This window comes from Shewanella sp. JNE2 (assembly GCF_023159115.1).
Lineage (GTDB): Bacteria > Pseudomonadota > Gammaproteobacteria > Enterobacterales > Shewanellaceae > Shewanella > Shewanella putrefaciens.
On record NZ_CP096169.1, the window covers coordinates 1,351,829 to 1,368,995 of the forward strand.

13 protein-coding genes are annotated in these 17,167 nt (G+C 43.1%); 6 read left to right on the top strand and 7 right to left on the bottom strand.

Annotated features, from left to right (window positions below; translation table 11 throughout):
• The first annotated feature begins 69 nt into the window (after nt 1-69).
• Nucleotides 70-1,524, top strand: a complete 1,455-nt coding sequence (gene thiI, locus MZ182_RS06105) for a tRNA uracil 4-sulfurtransferase ThiI (protein ID WP_011790098.1) — start codon at nt 70-72, stop codon at nt 1,522-1,524.
• Between the two features lie 85 nt (nt 1,525-1,609).
• Here the strand turns inward: thiI and MZ182_RS06110 are convergent, their stop codons facing one another.
• On the bottom strand, nt 1,610-1,849 hold the full coding sequence (locus tag MZ182_RS06110) for a hypothetical protein (RefSeq protein WP_011790097.1): 240 nt from the start codon (nt 1,847-1,849) through the stop codon (nt 1,610-1,612).
• Between the two features lie 177 nt (nt 1,850-2,026).
• On the opposite strand from MZ182_RS06110, the gene MZ182_RS06115 reads away from it, so the two are divergent.
• The 4 genes from MZ182_RS06115 (at nt 2,027) to rlmM (ending at nt 5,277) form a co-directional block, all read left to right on the top strand.
• Nucleotides 2,027-2,938, top strand: a complete 912-nt coding sequence (locus tag MZ182_RS06115) for a transcriptional regulator GcvA (RefSeq protein ID WP_011790096.1) — start codon at nt 2,027-2,029, stop codon at nt 2,936-2,938.
• Nucleotides 2,919-3,593, top strand: a complete 675-nt coding sequence (locus MZ182_RS06120; RefSeq protein WP_248065648.1) for an alpha/beta fold hydrolase — start codon at nt 2,919-2,921, stop codon at nt 3,591-3,593. The genes MZ182_RS06115 and MZ182_RS06120 overlap by 20 nt, the downstream gene beginning before the upstream one ends.
• Before the next feature lie 28 nt (nt 3,594-3,621).
• Nucleotides 3,622-4,014: a DUF423 domain-containing protein gene (locus MZ182_RS06125; RefSeq protein WP_014610175.1), complete on the top strand. Its 393-nt coding sequence runs from the start codon at nt 3,622-3,624 to the stop codon at nt 4,012-4,014.
• Between the two features lie 177 nt (nt 4,015-4,191).
• Nucleotides 4,192-5,277 (top strand): 23S rRNA (cytidine(2498)-2'-O)-methyltransferase RlmM, encoded by a 1,086-nt coding sequence (rlmM, locus tag MZ182_RS06130; RefSeq protein ID WP_248065649.1) that lies wholly within the window; start codon nt 4,192-4,194, stop codon nt 5,275-5,277.
• Between the two features lie 97 nt (nt 5,278-5,374).
• Here rlmM and MZ182_RS06135 read toward each other — a convergent pair whose 3' ends face one another.
• Nucleotides 5,375-6,385, bottom strand: a complete 1,011-nt coding sequence (locus MZ182_RS06135) for an isocitrate dehydrogenase (RefSeq protein WP_011790092.1) — start codon at nt 6,383-6,385, stop codon at nt 5,375-5,377.
• A gap of 253 nt (nt 6,386-6,638) precedes the next feature.
• Between MZ182_RS06135 and MZ182_RS06140 the strand changes: the two genes are divergently transcribed.
• A complete protein-coding gene (locus MZ182_RS06140; RefSeq protein WP_248065650.1) occupies nt 6,639-9,467 on the top strand; it encodes a prolyl oligopeptidase family serine peptidase in 2,829 nt (942 codons plus the stop codon).
• Nucleotides 9,468-10,450: 983 nt separating this feature from the next.
• On the opposite strand, the gene MZ182_RS06145 is transcribed toward MZ182_RS06140, so the two are convergent.
• From MZ182_RS06145 to MZ182_RS06165, 5 genes are all read right to left on the bottom strand, one after another.
• On the bottom strand, nt 10,451-10,879 hold the full coding sequence (locus MZ182_RS06145; protein WP_248065651.1) for a DUF3192 domain-containing protein: 429 nt from the start codon (nt 10,877-10,879) through the stop codon (nt 10,451-10,453).
• Between the two features lie 110 nt (nt 10,880-10,989).
• Nucleotides 10,990-11,778, bottom strand: a complete 789-nt coding sequence (xni, locus tag MZ182_RS06150) for a flap endonuclease Xni (RefSeq protein ID WP_248065652.1) — start codon at nt 11,776-11,778, stop codon at nt 10,990-10,992.
• Between the two features lie 21 nt (nt 11,779-11,799).
• Nucleotides 11,800-13,155 (bottom strand): nucleotide 5'-monophosphate nucleosidase PpnN, encoded by a 1,356-nt coding sequence (ppnN, locus tag MZ182_RS06155; RefSeq protein ID WP_011790085.1) that lies wholly within the window; start codon nt 13,153-13,155, stop codon nt 11,800-11,802.
• A 55-nt stretch (nt 13,156-13,210) separates the two neighbouring features.
• Nucleotides 13,211-14,767, bottom strand: coding sequence for a sensor domain-containing diguanylate cyclase (locus tag MZ182_RS06160; RefSeq protein WP_011790084.1), 1,557 nt, complete (start codon nt 14,765-14,767; stop codon nt 13,211-13,213).
• Between the two features lie 152 nt (nt 14,768-14,919).
• The gene (locus tag MZ182_RS06165; protein WP_248065653.1) at nt 14,920-17,091 is read right to left on the bottom strand and encodes a tetratricopeptide repeat protein; all 2,172 of its coding nucleotides are present in this window, start codon (nt 17,089-17,091) and stop codon (nt 14,920-14,922) included.
• Nucleotides 17,092-17,167 lie beyond the last annotated feature (76 nt).

The following is a 17,167-nucleotide window of genomic DNA, read 5'->3' on the forward strand; positions in this document are numbered from 1 at the left end:
TTGTTATAATCCTCCGATTATTCTTTTTAAACCAATTTTGCTGTTTTCAAAATTGCCCGCGGAAATCCCATGAAGTTTATTGTAAAGCTGTATCCAGAAATCATGATGAAGAGCAAACCTGTGCGGATGCGCTTCACCAAAATGCTCGAAACTAATATCCGTAATGTGCTTAAAAAAGTTGACGAAGATGCCAAAGTGCAGCGTCAATGGGACCGAATTATGGTGATGGTGCCAAAGCATAAGCCTGAATTAGCTCAGGCCTTTGGTGAGCGTCTTGCTTGTATTCCTGGAATTGCTCACGTCGTACAGGTTGATGAGTATAGCTTTGAATCCGTGGATGATATTTATCAACAAGCTCTACCGGTTTACCGCGATCAAATTGCCGGTAAAACCTTCTGTGTACGGGTTAAGCGGACTGGCGATCACGACTTTAATTCCATTGATGTGGAGCGTTATGTGGGGGGCGGTTTAAATCAGTTTACCGATGCGATTGGGGTGCGTTTAAAGAATCCTGATGTCACCGTTAATCTGGAAATTGACCGCGACAAACTTTACATGGTGACTAAGCGTATTGAGGGTTTAGGTGGTTTCCCTATGGCAACACAAGAAGATGTGTTGTCATTGATATCCGGCGGTTTTGACTCAGGTGTCTCTAGCTATCAATTTATCAAAAAGGGTGCTCGTACCCATTATTGCTTCTTCAATTTAGGTGGCGCGCAGCACGAAATAGGTGTTAAGCAAGTGGCTTATCATCTTTGGAAAACCTATGGTGAATCCCATAAAGTTAAATTTGTTTCAGTCCCCTTTGAGCCTGTGGTTGCCGAAATTTTAGAGAAAATCGACAATGGTCAAATGGGCGTTGTATTGAAACGTATGATGATGCGCACCGCGGCAAGAATTGCTGAACGACTTGGCATCCAAGCTTTGGTTACCGGTGAAAGTTTAGGCCAAGTATCGAGTCAAACCTTAACCAACTTGAACGTCATTGATCGTTGTACTGAACTGCTGATCTTGCGCCCATTAATCGCAATGGATAAACAGGATATCATCAACGAAAGTCGCAGGATCGGTACCGAAGATTTTGCTAAATCAATGCCAGAGTATTGTGGTGTTATCTCACAAAAACCCACCGTCAAGGCAGTACTCGCCAAGGTTGAAGCGGAAGAGAAGAAGTTCTCTGAAGATTTAATCGACCAAATTGTCGCACAGGCCGTCACCATTGATATTAGAGAGATAGCAGAACAAATGGACACTCGAATCACCGAGACTGAAACTGTCATCGCCATTGAGACTAATGAAGTGGTTATCGATATCCGAGCACCAGAAGAAGAGGAACATAAACCTCTTAATATTGAAGGTGTTGAGGTAAAGCGAATCCCATTTTTTAAATTAGCGACCCAGTTTGCCGATCTCGACAAGCAAAAGACCTATTTGCTCTACTGTGAGCGAGGTGTCATGAGTAAGCTGCAGGCGCTATATTTAATTGAACAGGGATATACCAACGTAAAAGTGTATCGCCCATAAATTTAGTACACAAAAAAGCCGCATTTTGATGCGGCTTTTCTCTGGGTTCCCTCAATTGATGGACAAATCGAGTGGAATGAGAGGATTATTTGGTTTTAACAACTTGTTGTGCTGGTGTCGCTTCTTTCTCATCGGCAATGAGCAGAGTGGCTTCTTCTAAAGCTTCTTGGTGCATTTTTTCCATTGTTGTTGTCAAGTCTGCACTGATACTTGCTTGTAGATCTGCTGTGTCGATGACGATTTCGTCAACAAACGCATTGGCACTCACATGTGCACTGAGTGTTGAAACTAACACAAACGCAAACACAGATTTTAAATTGAACATAGTCGCCTCCGGGCTGACAAAGTAACGCTGTCAGACATTCCCATCATCGTTCTCGAGATTGTCCAACCAAGGTGTTTCATTGGCGCAAAATTTAACCAAAATCACTGGCCTTTACAAACGATTAAATGTAACAATACGGATTAGAAAAACTAATTAAAAATTGAGATAGAGATCACTATGTCAAGACGATTACCACCGCTTAATGCGGTTAAAGCATTTGAAGCCGCCGCACGGCACTTGAGCTTTACTCGAGCCGCTGAAGAATTGTTTGTTACTCAAGCTGCGGTGAGTCATCAAATAAAGGCATTAGAAGACTTTCTCGGATTAAAATTATTTCGCCGAAAGAATCGTTCTTTGTTGTTAACTGAAGAAGGGCAGAGTTACTTCCTCGATATTAAAGATATCTTTATCCAACTTGCCGATGCGACAGATAGATTATTGGCGCGAAGTGCAATAGGTTCTTTAACTGTGAGTATGTCGCCCAGTTTTGCCATCCAATGGCTAGTACCTCGGCTTGCTAAGTTCAGTGAGAAAAATCCTGATATTGACGTACGTATAAAAGCCGTCGATAGCGAGGCGAGTTCTTTAACGGACGATGTGGATGTCGCTATTTATTACGGTCTTGGTAATTGGCCAGGGCTTCGTGCCGATAAGCTGAGAAATGAAGTATTAATTCCTGTGTGTTCCCCGCTGCTACTCAACGGTCCTAAACCTCTATCTCAACCTAGTGATTTAAAGTATCACACGCTACTGCATGATATGAGTCGTCACGATTGGCAGGCATGGTTTAGGCAATGTGGGATTACCGATATTAATGTGAATCAAGGGCCTATTTTTAGTCATTCGTCTTTAGTATTGCAGGCGGCAGCCCATGGTCAAGGGGTTGCTCTGGGTTACAGCGTGCTGGCACGCCCCGATATCAAAGCTGGGCGGCTTGTGTGCCCATTCCAAGAAGTCTTGGTCAGTAAAGATGCTTACTACTTAGTTTGCCAACAAAATCATGCCGAGCTGGGTAAAGTGGTGGCGTTTCGCGAATGGATGTTAGATATGTTTGCCGAGGAGTCTCGCAGTGAGTTGTTGCCCGGATAAGCCGAGTTATGTATTGGAAGGGGAGCCTGCGAGTACTTTGATTTTATTGGCCCACGGTGCGGGGGCTAACATGGATTCTGATTTTATGCAGGCCATGTCGGCGGGATTAGCTGCTCAGGGCTTTCGAGTGATGCGCTTTAACTTTCCTTATATGCAGGCGAATGCTGTAGATGGCAAACGGCGTCCACCGGACCGTGCGCCTAAATTGCTCGCGTGTTTTACACAGATGCTCGATATCGCCCACTCACAATCACAAGTTGAACGTGTAGTGTTAATGGGGAAATCCATGGGCGGGCGTATGGCGGCCCTATTAGCCTGCGATCCTGCATTAGCGGCGCGCATCGATAGGGTGATTTGTTTAGGTTATCCTTTTGTGCCACTCAAAGGCGGCGAGCCTAGATTGGAACCTTTGAATGAATGCCAAGTCCCAGTATTAGTCGTACAGGGTGAGCGGGATAAGTTTGGTGGCAAAGCGCAGATCCCAAGCTGGCCCTTGAAAGCTGAGATAGGATTGGCTTGGATAACCGACGGCGATCATAGTTTTGTCCCAAGAAAGTCGTCATGCGCTAGTGAAGCCGCTAACCTTGCACGTGCTATTGATTTATCAAGTGAATTTATTCGTGAGCTTAATGTTGAGCGAATAAATGTTGAATGAGTTAATCCCATTCCAGCAGGAGCGTTAAATGCGTAAAGGTTTATTGTTACTCGCCGCCGTAAGCGGATTCTTAGCCGTCGCCTTAGGGGCTTTTGGTGCCCATGGTTTAAAAGCGGTCGCGCCACCAAACTTAATCGAAGTCTTTAACTTAGGTGTGCAATATCATTTCTACCATACCTTTGCCCTCATCATGGTTGCCTTCTCGGGCCAATGGTTAACCTCGCGTTTACTGGACTGGTCGGCATATCTCTTTGTCACAGGCATAGTACTATTTTCGGGTTCACTATATGGACTGGCCTTGTTTGGGACTAAGTGGTTAGGTCCTATTACGCCTATGGGTGGTGGTTGTTTTTTACTCGGTTGGTTATTATTTGCCGCCGCGGTATGGCGTCACAAAGTTATCGACGGTCACGAGTCTTAATCATTGATGCTTATGTGAGTTAATAGGCTTAGGGCGCACCTAAGCCTTTTTTATTTCTCTAATCGCAATTCAAGGTTCCGCAGTAGGCAAATAGGGCATTTGTGGATTGAAATTGGTATACTGGCGCCCAAATCGATAGTCAGCCAATGCTTTGGCTTGGATTTCTCAGGGATCCCCATGAAAAACCTATTTTTATTTTGCCGCGCAGGTTTTGAAAAAGAATGCGCTGCAGAAATCCAACAGCGAGCCGGTGAGCTCAATGTGGGTGGCTTTGTTAAAGCCAACAATAACGACGCTTATGTTGTATACCAATGTTTTGAAGAAGACGCTGCCGATACATTAGTCAAACAATTACCTTTAGATTCGCTCATTTTCGCCCGCCAGATGTTTGCTGCTAGCGACTTGTTAGTCGACTTGCCTGAAAATGACAGAATAAGCCCAATCGTTGCGGCGCTCAGTGACGTCAGCAAAGCGGGTGAAGTGCGGGTTGAAACACCTGATACGAACGAAGCGAAAGAGCTCTCGGCTTTTTGCCGTAAGTTCACTGTGCCGTTACGCCAGCATTTGAAAAAATCAGGTAGTTTGCTTGCGCAGGAAAATCCCAAACGTCCGATTATCCACGTGTGTTTTATTGGCCCCGGCCGTGCCTATGTGGGTTATTCCAACAGTAATAACAGTTCGCCACATTTTATGGGCATTCCACGCCTTAAAATGGCGGCGGATGCACCGAGTCGTTCTAGTTTGAAACTCGACGAAGCCTTTGGCCAATTCGTGCCTAAGGAAGAGCAGGAAGAACGTATTCGCAGTGGCATGAATGCAGTGGATTTGGGCGCTTGCCCAGGGGGATGGACTTACCAATTGGTTCGCCGTGGTATGTTTGTGTCAGCGGTTGATAATGGCCCCATGGATGAAAAACTGATGGAAACGGGTCAAGTGAAACATTACCGTGAAGACGGTTTCCGTTTCGAGCCGCAGCGCAAAAATATCTATTGGTTAGTATGTGATATGGTTGAGAAACCTGCGCGCGTTGCCGAACTGATTGAAGCTTGGGCGATTAACGGTTGGTTTAAGGAAGCGATTTTTAATCTTAAATTACCGATGAAGAGTCGCTATAAAGAAGTGACTGCCATTCTTGAGACCATGCAGACGATTCTTAAAGAGAATGGTGTGACTGATTTTAAAGTGCAGTGTAAGCATCTTTATCACGACCGTGATGAAGTGACAGTGCATTTATGGCTACGTCCTAATACCGCGTGGAATTAACTATGCGGGTGTGAGCTAACACCACTGTTTATTAAAAATAACAAAAAGCCCCAAAGGAAACCTTGGGGCTTTTTAGTTTAATGCGTTCGCTTCAATCTTAACTTAGGCGATCGAGTACCGCTTGAGTGAAGTCTGTGGTGCCGTGGGTGCCGCCTAAATCGCGAGTCGTACGGTCGCCTTCTTCGATCACTGCAGATACTGCTTTACGGATTTGTTCCGCTTTATCAGCCATGCCTAAATATTCCAGCATTTGAATCGAGGCCAAAATGACGGAGGTTGGATTGGCGAGGTTTTTACCGGCGATATCGGGTGCACTACCATGAACCGCTTCGAAAATTGCTGCATCACGGCCAATGTTTGCGCCCGGTGCCATACCTAAACCACCGACTAAGCCAGCACACAGGTCAGATAAAATGTCACCGAATAGGTTGGTGGTCACGATCACATCGAAGTTCTCTGGGTTCATGACTAACTTCATGCAGGTTGCATCGACGATCATTTCTTCGGTTTTGATGTCTGGGTAGCGTAGGCTCACTTCACGGGCCACTTTCAGGAACAAGCCTGAAGTTGACTTCATAATGTTGGCCTTGTGCACGATAGTGACTTTTTTACGGTTTTCTTTACGGGCCAGTTCGTAGGCGAAAGTGGCGATTTGCTCTGCGCCTTGGCGAGTCACAATACTGGTGGCTTCAGCGGTTAAACCATCGTCTGACACTTTTTGGCCGTGGCCAGAATACATACCTTCGGTGTTTTCACGTACTGTGATGATATCAATGTTTTCGTAACGGGCTTGGGTTCCCTTGAAGGACAATACTGGGCGCACGTTCGCGTACAGGCCGAATTTTTTACGTAATGTCACGTTGATAGAAGTGAAGCCTTCACCTACTGGTGTTGTGAGTGGACCTTTAAGTGTGATGCGATTTTTTTCGATAAGTTCTAAGGTACGCTGTGGAAGTAACTCGCCTTGTTTTTCGAGTGCTGTTAAACCAGCATCGGCAAATTCATATTCAAAATCACAACCTGCTTTATCAAGAATTTTTAAGGCTGAATCAATAATACTTGGGCCAATTCCATCACCTGGAATTACGGTTATCGTTCTTTTTGACATGGAGAAGTCCTTCCACGGTTCGTCGTTACTGCAATTGTCTGCCCCAGTGTTAACTGGATAGCAGGACTATGAATTTGGTATTTTTCTCCCCATTATTTTAACCACCTTTGGTCAAACTTCACAGGAAATAGTGAGCGATATCACGATTTTTTATGTGCTAAAACTTGTAAAAATACTGGGTTATAACGATGATGGAGGGCCAATAGTTAAAAAAGTCTACTTTAGTCTAACAAATACATAAAAGAGGAAGACATTGAAGTTACTCCCTATCACATCTCTGGTTCTGTTATCCCTCGGGGTATTATCTGCGGTGCAGGCCGAAACCCGCACTAAGCCGCTCACCTTAACGGACATCATGCATTTTGAATCTCTCGGCAAGCCTGTGATTGCCGATAATGGTCGAGTATTTGCGGTGGAGTCAGCTCCTGATCGGGGCGATAGCCATACGATAATAAAAAATGTACACACTGGCCAAGACTATAATATCGCGGGTGGTTCAGAACCTATGATTAGCCACAATGGTCGTTATGTGGCTATGGTGGTGAAACCTAGTTTACTTACCGTTGAAACCTCTGATGCTAAGACAAAGAAGCAACTCAAGGCTGACATGGTATTGCTCGATACTCAAACGGGCACACAGACTCGCTTCGAACGCGTGAAGGAATTTGCGTTTAGTCATGCGGGTAACCATCTCGCAGTTTGGTTTGAGGCCGATGAGGAAACACCAAAAGATCCCAAAGAGGCTATTGAAACCGCAGAAATATTAACGGGAGGCCCTGTTAAGGCCGAAAAGCCTAAAGTGGATAAGTTTGATCAAGGCCGACGTTTTAGTTTGATCAATTTAGAAAACCAAGCGCAACGAATTGATGCAGAGCATGTTACGGCCTATGTTCTTGATAAAGATAGCCGCAGACTTGCACTGGCAATCAATGATATCGCTAATCAGCGACATCAATTGCGATTAGTGGATTTAACCTCCCAGCAGCAATCTACGGTTTTTGAATCGAATAGTCAGCAGATTGGTGCGTTAGCGCTGGCTAAAAATGGTCGTTGGCTTGCATTTACGCAGGGCAAAGACAGCGAGTTACCTTATGGCCGCAGCTATCAGTTATCGCTGGTTGATCTGCAGTCGGGCAAACTCAGTAAAATTCCTGAGTCACCCGAGTGGAAACTCAATCGCTACACTAGTTTAAGCTTCTCATTAGACAGTGAGCGACTCTTTTTCGGCCGTGTCCCTGAGGTTAGTCAGCAGCTAAGCCTGAAGAAAATTACCGAAGAAAAGGATCTGTACGATAAAGAAATTGTCACAGGTCTGCGTGGGCTTAAGGTGTGGCATGGTGATGACCCGCGAATTAAACCTAATGAAATCAAACAATATGAGAAAGAACAACAACGTACTTATCTTGCCGTTTTACATTTAGGCTCGAATAATGTGGTACAGCTCGGCGATCAAACCGTTCCAGATGTGACGATTTCACAACATAAACGCTTTATGTTGGCGAGTTCAGATTTACCCTATCGTAAGATGACAACCTGGGCTGGCTTCTATCAAGATTACTATCTTGTTGATATTAATACTGGTCGTAAGGTGCTATTTCTAACGCAGCAGCCAAGTGATGCAGAGCCAACACTCTCAGGGAAGGGTAAATATGTGGCTTATTATCAGCAGGGTCACGTTTATCTTTATGATATTGCAGAGGGACGTCGCACTAATCTGACTCAATCTTTAAAGGTTAGTTTTGCCGATGAAGATCATGACTATCCCTCTAGTGCGCCGGGATATGGTTTTGGCCCTTGGCTAAAAGATGATGCGGGCTTTTTAGTTTATGACAAATACGATGTTTGGCAGTTTAATACTGAGTCTAAAGCGGGTTTTGTGTTAACCGCGGGGCAAGGGCGCGCACAAAAAATCCAATATCGGATCGAAGGTTTAGTGGATAATCCCGATGAGCCGACCGAGCTTTCACATAATGCGACTGTATTACTTCATGGTTACAGCGATAAAACTAAAGCCGATGGGTTCTATCAAGCAACGCTTGGCACCGCTGGTGTTAACACATTGATGCAAGGTGAGTATAAACTCAGTGTCTTGGGGCGCAGTAAAGACGCCGATACGCTCCTTTTTTCAAAGGAGCGTTTTGATTTATTCCCCGATTTATATACTGCGAGCTATAACGCACCACAAAATGCAGTGAAACAAACCGAGTTAGATAAACAGCGACAAGCCTTTAATTGGAGTCAATCCGAGTTAGTCCACTGGACTAATGGTGATGGTAAACCATTAGATGGTGTATTAATAAAGCCGACCCATTATCAACAAGGTAAGCGCTATCCAGTACTGGTTTATTACTACCAAGTGATGACGGATAGATTGCATGCATTTCCATCGATGCACATCAACCATAGGCCCAATTTTGCTTGGTATGCCGATAATGGTTATGCCATCTTCTTACCGGATATTCGGTTTGATATTGGTTATCCTGGCGCAAGTTCAGTACAAGCACTTACTTCTGGCGTTCAAAAGTTAATCGATATCGGGATTGCCGATCCCAATGCCATCGGTTTGCAAGGTCATTCATGGAGTGGTTATCAAACGGCATTTGCTATTACTCAAACTAAGATGTTTAAGGCTGCTGTGGCGGGAGCACCTGTTGCTAATATGATCAGTGGATATAGCGGTATTCGACACGGTACAGGGCTTGCGCGCCAGTTCCAGTATGAAACTGGGCAGAGTCGTATTGGTGCCAGTTTGTTTGCTGCACCACAAAAATACATTGAAAACTCACCAGTATTTTATGCTGATCGTATCCAAACGCCTTTAATGATTATGTTTGGCGATAAGGATGATGCAGTACCTTGGGAGCAAGGTATTGAAATGTATTTAGCGATGCGTCGTGCGGGTAAAGAGGTGGTGTTTTTGCAATATGAAGATGAACCGCATCATTTGAAAAAATATCCAAACAAGCTCGATTACAGTATTCGCATGATGGAATATTTCGACCATTATCTAAAAGGCAAATCAGCGCCTGATTGGTTAAGCCAAGGTGAAGCCTATGTCGAATATAAATCCGATGATGAGTAATTCTCAGCCTTAGCTTTAGCATAAGTAAAACGCCACCAGAAGGTGGCATTTTTTATACTGAAAGGGCGCGCATTGACTTGTGCAGATAATTTTCTTTGGTGACGAACGCACATGTTCTGCAAAAACATCGTTAGTTACTTCGTAAAGGGGGTGTTCTGTAATCTTTCTTTAAACATGTAAATTGCATCATTTACATCAACGGTAATTCCTTATTCAACGAGAAAGATAACAAAATGACTCATGTGATCATTTTTGAACTGTTTTACCAGATTTCTTAATTTCTTTACTCGATGTATCGATGGCTATTAACTGACCATTCTCATAAACAAATGTCCTAGTATCTGTCACAAGACTAGTCGTTGTTTCATAGAGTTTGGTCGTCACAGCAGAACAATAGCCCGTAGAACATGGCGCTGAAGGTGGTGCATAATCGGGTTCAGATGTTGTGCTATTGTTGACGGCACATGAACTTAAGAATGAACCTGCGAATAGTATAAATATTAAATAATTCAATTTCATATAATTCCCTTTATTAATGAATTAGTTTGAAACAGTCAGATTGGTTGAAATTTAAGCTTATATCAAATGACTTTGTAGCATTATTAAAAATAAGTCAACGTATATTAGATTGATAAATTATCTCAGAAGGATGTAAGCCGTTTAGGGGTAATATTTTTAGCCGAACGCGAATTGCTAAAGGGTAGTTAAGATTGGCATTGTTGTACCAGTGATCTTCTAAAACACGGATGTTTTAGAAGATCCCTCAAGGATGCTTCTTGCTAAATAAAGGGGAGAGGTGTCACTGGGGACGCAATGACAATTAATGCGTAATGCGCGTAACTCAACTGTCTTGCTTTGGGGTATTTGTGAGCCACAAATGGCAATGTGTTGATATACTACTGCCTTTGTCAACTCTGGTTAACATGCTTATATCACTTAACTTGTTGTGATAATAGCATTGCGATAACAGTGCCAAAATAAAGTTAGTTTTTGCTACTAGTCTCAGTCTCTTTGGCTGTGGGACTTACAACATCTGTTTCGGCATCGAGATACTGTTTATAGGTATCCCCACCCCAAGCGATAAGTTTATTATTTTTAAATATCAGCGGAGTACATTCCCCTTTCGTTGTTATGCCATCTGATTTTTCATGGTGAGTACGATAAAAAAGCACTTGAAGTTGGTGTGTATCAAGTGTTTTGGCCTCTGAAAAATCAGCCTTGCCTAACATTGCTCTCACTTCGGTAATATCTTGCCCTAGGGTTAGATCGTTAACTTTTTGGTTCAAGTAGGCTTGTCTATCTTCCCAATTCATCTCATCAGGAGTGGGTTCATATACGAGGACTATCACGGCCACAAACGCAACATAAGCAGCAAAAATACTACCGATAATTACTGAAGTTTTTGATTTCATTTAAACTAATCCCTTTCCTCATCGAATGAATCGCCCTAGTTCGACCATAAAATACGCTTTTGTTACACCAAGGTAAATGTGTTTATTGCAACTTAGTGTTAACAATAAATTTATTGCTCTATATTGGGGGCTGGATGAGGTGTGCTGTTTGCTCGGAAGTCTTTTAAATTGATATTGAGAGGCAAATCCGTTTGCAATTGCGCCAGCTTATAACTGAGGCGCGCCATTTCTTTACCCTCGGCCAGTTTCTTCGCTTGTTTAGCGCCCAAGTTAGGTAATGATGAAAAGAGTGTGCTTAATGTCCTGAAGGTCTTTAAAAGTTCTGCCGCCGATTTTGGACCTATGCCTGCAATACCCGGGATCTTGTTACCGCTGTCTCCTGCCAGCGACATTAAATCGAGAAACTGGCTACGGTCAACGCCCAGTTTTTGTTCTAATGCAGCAATATCTAGGTATTGCTGATTAAAATGATCCCACTGGGTAATGCGTGGATGATTGAGCTGGCTAAAGCCTTTATCAGTGGAAACGATTATGGCTTCTCCTTGTGCTTTAGCCGTTTTCACCGCAAGAGTGGCAATCACATCATCGGCTTCTGCGGCGGCATAGATAGAGGCGATATTAAGTGTGGCTAAATGCTCCTGTAATGCTCTGAGTCCCTGTGCAAGTGGCTCAGGCATAGGTTTACGGCCTTTTTTATAGTCGGGGTAAAGTTGTTTACGCCATGAAATTTCATCTCCATCCCACACGATAGCTATATGGGAAGGGTGGTGGACGCGCAGCAATTTAGTGCATGCCGAAGTGACGCGCTCCTTAAGGCTTTCCATATCGTTCTCATCGGGGATCACCGCATAAATACGGCGAACCAAGTTGAGACCATCGATGATTAAAAACTTATTCATTGGCTTGGTTTGCTAACGACCTTATTTAACTATCTGATAACATGGTACATAAGCTGTGCCGGGAAGTTTCATTCTCTGTTGCTGCACAAACGCACTCAACAGGTTATCCATCATATCCATCAGTATTGGATCACCTTTCAATTGGAAGGGACCCAAATGTTCTATTTGTTTGATTGTATCCGATTTAACATTACCCGCTACTATACCCGAAAAGGCTTTTCGTAGGTTGGCGGCAAGTTTTGCTTTGTCGATGTTTAAGTGTAAATCCAAGTTGGCCATGACATCATGGCTTGGGATAAAGGGCAGTTGAAACTCCGCTTCAATCTTCAATGCCCATTGGTATTGATACGCATCGCCTGTTGCTCTGCGGTAGGCTTTGACTTGTTCCATACCTTGTTTCATTACCCGAGCCACCTCTGCGGGATTATCAATGATAATTTGATATTTTTTCTGTGCTTCATCCCCTAAGGTTGCGGCAATAAACTCGTCTATTTTTATGAAATAATCGGCGCTTTCCGTGGGACCTGTGAGGATCAGTGGGAAGGGCGTTTCCTGATTTTCTTTATTCAGTAAAATGCCCAAAATATAGAGCAGTTCTTCAGCCGTTCCCGCGCCACCTGGGAAAATAATGATACCGTGCCCGAGGCGTACAAAGGCTTCTAAGCGTTTTTCAATATCGGGTAAAATCACCAGTTCATTGACAATTTGATTAGGGGGCTCGGCAGCGATAATACTAGGCTCTGTCAAACCAATATAGCGGGCATTCTTTATCCGTTGTTTTGCGTGGCCAATCGCGGCACCTTTCATTGGCCCTTCCATCGCTCCTGGGCCACAACCAGTGCAGATATCGAGTTCTCTCAGTCCGAGTTGATAGCCGACCTCACGGGTATATTGATATTCGATGGCATTAATGCTGTGTCCGCCCCAACAAACGACCACATTAGGATCTTTCATTGGCGCAATGGCTCTCGCATTACGCAGAATATCAAAGACAACGTTAGTAATATGGCTGGCATTGGCAAGATTGATGTATTTTAGGGTTTCATATTTGTCGCTAATATAAAGAATATCCCTGAGTACAGAGAACAGATGTTCTTGAATACCCGTGATAATTTGGCCATCGACAAAAGCCTGTTCGGGTGGATTGATGAGTTCTAATTTAACTCCGCGTTCCCGTTGTAGGACATTGATATCAAAGTTTTTGTATTGTTCAAATAGGGCTTTAGAATTATCGGTTTTTAAACCAGCGGCAAGTACAGCGAGTGAGCAGTTACGATACAGTTGATACAATGCGCTTTTTGCGCTTTTTTTGAGGCGATCAACTTCAAGTTGTGAAAGCTGATCCATGCTACCTTTAGGGCTAACTTTTACTATCATTTATCACTCCTTCGTTTGACAGGAGTGATAAGAGGAGGCGTATAGTCGGTCTTAACTATACGTCAATCACAACCCTGTCTCTGCTTTCATGTTTTGCTTTATAGAGTGCTGCATCGGCGCGTTCGAAGGTCTCATGTATGAGTTCATTCCCCATAACTTGTGCAGCCCCTATAGATACTGTAACTGTAATTCTCTGATTTTTAAATTTAAATGGAATGTTTTTTACTTTTTCACGCACTCTGTTTAAAAGTTGAACAATATCACCGTTACCAACATCGGGCAGTAAGAGGACAAATTCTTCACCGCCGTAGCGTGCAACAAATTCTGTATCTCGTAGGGAGTTCTTAAGTGCCATCGCAATTACCTGCAATGTCTTATCACCCGTACTGTGGCCAAAACTGTCATTGATAGTTTTAAAATGATCAATATCGGCAACAGCAACCCACAATGGGCTCTTATGACGTTGGTAGTTACGGTATTCCAACTCCATGCGTTCTTCTAAGGCTGCGCGGTTAGGTAATTGCGTTAAGCTATCTAATAAATTGAGTTTTTGTTGCTCGAATAACCGTTCTTTATAGGTATTTGCTTCGGTACTGAGTTCATTGAGTTCTTTGCGCATTGTTTCCATGGATTTACGCAACAGTGCTTGTTCCCTCTGTTCCAAGGCTTCTTTACGGGCTAATGCCGAGCGGATCGAGTTTAACTGTTCGGTAAGCTTTGCTTTAAGATCAACCACATCTTCAACATCTAATATGATTGCTCCTGCGTTATCAACCCGAGTATTGATCTCTCTGTTTAACTGTGTTTTTAGCTGAAAACTGCGTTGGGTGTGGTTGTAGGATTCACTGACCACTTCCCGTACCGCGGCTAGGGCATCATTTAAGGCGTATAAAAATTCTTGGGATGCCGACTTTTCCCGTGCGATGTTATCAAGCAATAAAGATAAAATGGTTTGATAAGCTTCGAGCAAATTATCGATTTCTATATCGGAAGCCAGCATCTCCTTTATGACTAACACCTGATCACGTTGATCTTTTCGGAATTCAATTTCCGAAATCATGTGGGCTAGTTCATGGGCAAGTTGTCTGTGCTTAGGTAGAATTTCAAGCTTTTCTGATTCGCTAAATTGCTGCTGTAATATGGTTTCGTAAAAGCCAATAATTTGTTTAACTTTAGGAATATATTCCCAAACTGTATGGAAAGGTTTGGAAAGATCCTGCTTGAAATAGTTAACTTCTTTTTTGAGTTTTTCGGGTGCAGAGTTAACGCGTTGGATCTGACGAACCACTTGGGCTAATCCCGCTCGACTTTCTTCGAGTTGTACCATCACATGGTGATATTGGCCTTTTAATAGGCGTTCAACATCCACTAATTCTGGCAATGCCTCATCGATCCGCTCAAACGTACTTAAGTTATGGCGAAGTTTAGCGAGCTTATTATCCAGTTCAAGGTTTTGCCCTTTACAGGCTAGGCTTAAATGGCCAATAAATTGGAGTAGTGTTTGTAACTTGGCATTTCTATCTTCATTGACTTCATCTAAGGCGAGTTTGGCCGAGTGAAGTTTTTGTTGTAATAATGCAAGTTGTGAAACGGTTGCGTTTGAATCCTTCATCCGGAGTATTTTCCTAACTCTGCAAGGCTAAAAAGCATGACGATCCTATGTCCAGATTAGCTGTGAAGTCGATATGCTACTAATGTTATAACAATGACAGTAGAGTGCAAATGCGATTTGGCTGTGTCCCCGTGATTAATGACTGATATTGATCAAATATTTTCCAGTAATTGTCTATATTGGTTATTTTCCCTGCAAGGCCAATGGATATCGTCTTTATTTGCGTTGGTTTCCACGCGGATCAATCCGCGTTCAATGCCCTTCTCGAGATGTAAAAAGAGCGGATTTGCAAAGAGCGTTGGCGGTACAAAATCGAGTGCTCTAAGACTGACATAATGATCGCCTTGAGTCGGTATGCTACGCGCGCAGGCGAGGGCCATTTGCGCTGTCTCAAATTGAAGTTGAGGCGCCATTTTCATTTCTGATTTAACCAGCAGAGGTAAGTTAATAAATCCGAGCTTAAACGTCTGGGTCAATGCTTGTCTATCGAGGTACTGTCGAATTTGGCTGATAATTTGCTCTGGTTCTATCCCATGGTTGAATCGAACGGCAAATACTCCTTGACGTATAACATAGACGGGTAGGGATAGTGCATCAGATATTAGGGCCGCCAATTTAGTGTTTATGGTATTGGCAAAGTATTGGCCATAGTGAAGATCCGTCGTGACGTGCTCTGGAAATTCAATTAAGCCTAGTGCGGCTGTTGATGGTTGTTTTTGGTTTAAATGTCCAGGGCTTAAATGTGCAAGTAAAGCAGCATATCCTAGGTGATGGGTAAAAGCTTCCTGCTGACTGAGTTGTGCTAACGCTTTATTTTCGATTTTGATTTGGCGGCGAGATTTGAGTTGTATCAACATAATGATAATAAATAATGCCAGAATAAAACCACATAATACCAATAGCTTATAGGTGTTTTGGGTTTCTTGCTGAGCTTCATTAAATTTATTTTGTAACAGGCTAAGTTCAAGCTTGAGTTGCTGCTCTGCGAGCGTTGATGGTGATACAGATGGGGCTTTATCTGTATTTTGCTCTTGTGAACTTAATTCAATGATCTGCTTTTGTGTCTCTATGGTTTTACCCTGTTCTCCTAAATTTTCTGCCGCGAGGGCGATGAGTGTTAATGCGGATTTTTGCTCGTCCATCAGTTTTAGTTCGGTTGCAAGCACCAATGCATTATCGGCATGACTCATCATCAATGGCCAATCCTGATTGGTTTTGGCTACTTCACCAATCAATAATTCGTTATACACTAAATAATGATGACTTTGCTTTTCTTGAAAGATTTGATTTGCCATTAATAAATATTTTAAGGCATTCGTGTTGTCACTGATATTTGAGTAGGCTTGCCCAAGGTTATGGTAGTTCAGACCTTGGGCAATATAGTTACCGCGTTTAGCATCTAATTGCTGGGCATTAAGGTAGTAATCAATAGCCTTATTCCAGTCTCCTTGTTCACCGTACACCATGGCGATGACAGTCATACAACTCGATAGATAAGTATCATTGCCCATTTTTTTAAAACCGTCAGCGGCTTCATGGGCATTCTTCAGCGCTTCATCCCATTGCTTTAAATCACGATAAACCTTGGCTAACTGCAGCTGTAGGTGGGTTTTCATTGAGGGATAGTTAGAGCGGTTAGAGAGCCGAATGGCTTCACTGTAATGTTGTAATGATTTAGTTAGTTGCTGATTTTTATTGTAATAATGGCCAAGTTTTGATTCCGCAGCAGCAATCAGATAATCATTTCGTAGCTTATAGGCGATATCACGATAGGTATGAAAGTGCATTAAGGCGGGAACATCTTGGCGTATGACTAAATGTAAACCACCTAAATGCTCGTGAATGGTGTGCTTAAGCAGCATGGCTTCAATATCAAAGCTGTCATTGATACGGCTGAGCGCCTCGTTATAGAGGGTTATTGCTTCTTGATACTTTTGTTCTGTTCGACCAATATACCTCCCCTTCAACATAGCAACAAAGGCTTGTTCATAGGGCGATTCGGCAATACTTGCGAGTAGCGCTATGATGGCATTTGCATCTTGAACTCCAACTTTAGATTTAACATTGGGTTCCATATTAAGTCGTGCCAGTAATTGCAAAAGATGCATAAATTCTGCTGGCTTATAACCTTGCTCTTGGGCTACACGCTCGAATTGTTCACGATTTTTAAAGACAATAGGGAAAGAGAGCGATTTATGTAGGGTGTCGTACATGTTTTGCGGTGTTTCACGCAGTTCAACTTCTTCAGATTCAAGATCACGACTCTGAACACTCCAGGAAACCGACATTAACAGCGTCAATAAAATAACAATAATTTTTTGCATTTTTATACTGATCTCATCTTTCCTAGGGCAAGGAATATATTTTGTTAGCTTTTGTTAGCGACTAATGAGCTTGCTA

Coding starts and splice junctions, on each gene's coding strand:
- rlmM (WP_248065649.1), top strand. CDS start 4,192: ATGAAAAACCTATTTTTATTTTGCCGCGCAGGTTTTGAAAAAGAATGC.
- MZ182_RS06125 (WP_014610175.1), top strand. CDS start 3,622: ATGCGTAAAGGTTTATTGTTACTCGCCGCCGTAAGCGGATTCTTAGCC.
- MZ182_RS06145 (WP_248065651.1), bottom strand. CDS start 10,879: ATGAAATCAAAAACTTCAGTAATTATCGGTAGTATTTTTGCTGCTTAT.
- xni (WP_248065652.1), bottom strand. CDS start 11,778: ATGAATAAGTTTTTAATCATCGATGGTCTCAACTTGGTTCGCCGTATT.
- thiI (WP_011790098.1), top strand. CDS start 70: ATGAAGTTTATTGTAAAGCTGTATCCAGAAATCATGATGAAGAGCAAA.
- MZ182_RS06115 (WP_011790096.1), top strand. CDS start 2,027: ATGTCAAGACGATTACCACCGCTTAATGCGGTTAAAGCATTTGAAGCC.
- ppnN (WP_011790085.1), bottom strand. CDS start 13,155: ATGATAGTAAAAGTTAGCCCTAAAGGTAGCATGGATCAGCTTTCACAA.
- MZ182_RS06135 (WP_011790092.1), bottom strand. CDS start 6,385: ATGTCAAAAAGAACGATAACCGTAATTCCAGGTGATGGAATTGGCCCA.
- MZ182_RS06165 (WP_248065653.1), bottom strand. CDS start 17,091: ATGCAAAAAATTATTGTTATTTTATTGACGCTGTTAATGTCGGTTTCC.
- MZ182_RS06160 (WP_011790084.1), bottom strand. CDS start 14,767: ATGAAGGATTCAAACGCAACCGTTTCACAACTTGCATTATTACAACAA.
- MZ182_RS06110 (WP_011790097.1), bottom strand. CDS start 1,849: ATGTTCAATTTAAAATCTGTGTTTGCGTTTGTGTTAGTTTCAACACTC.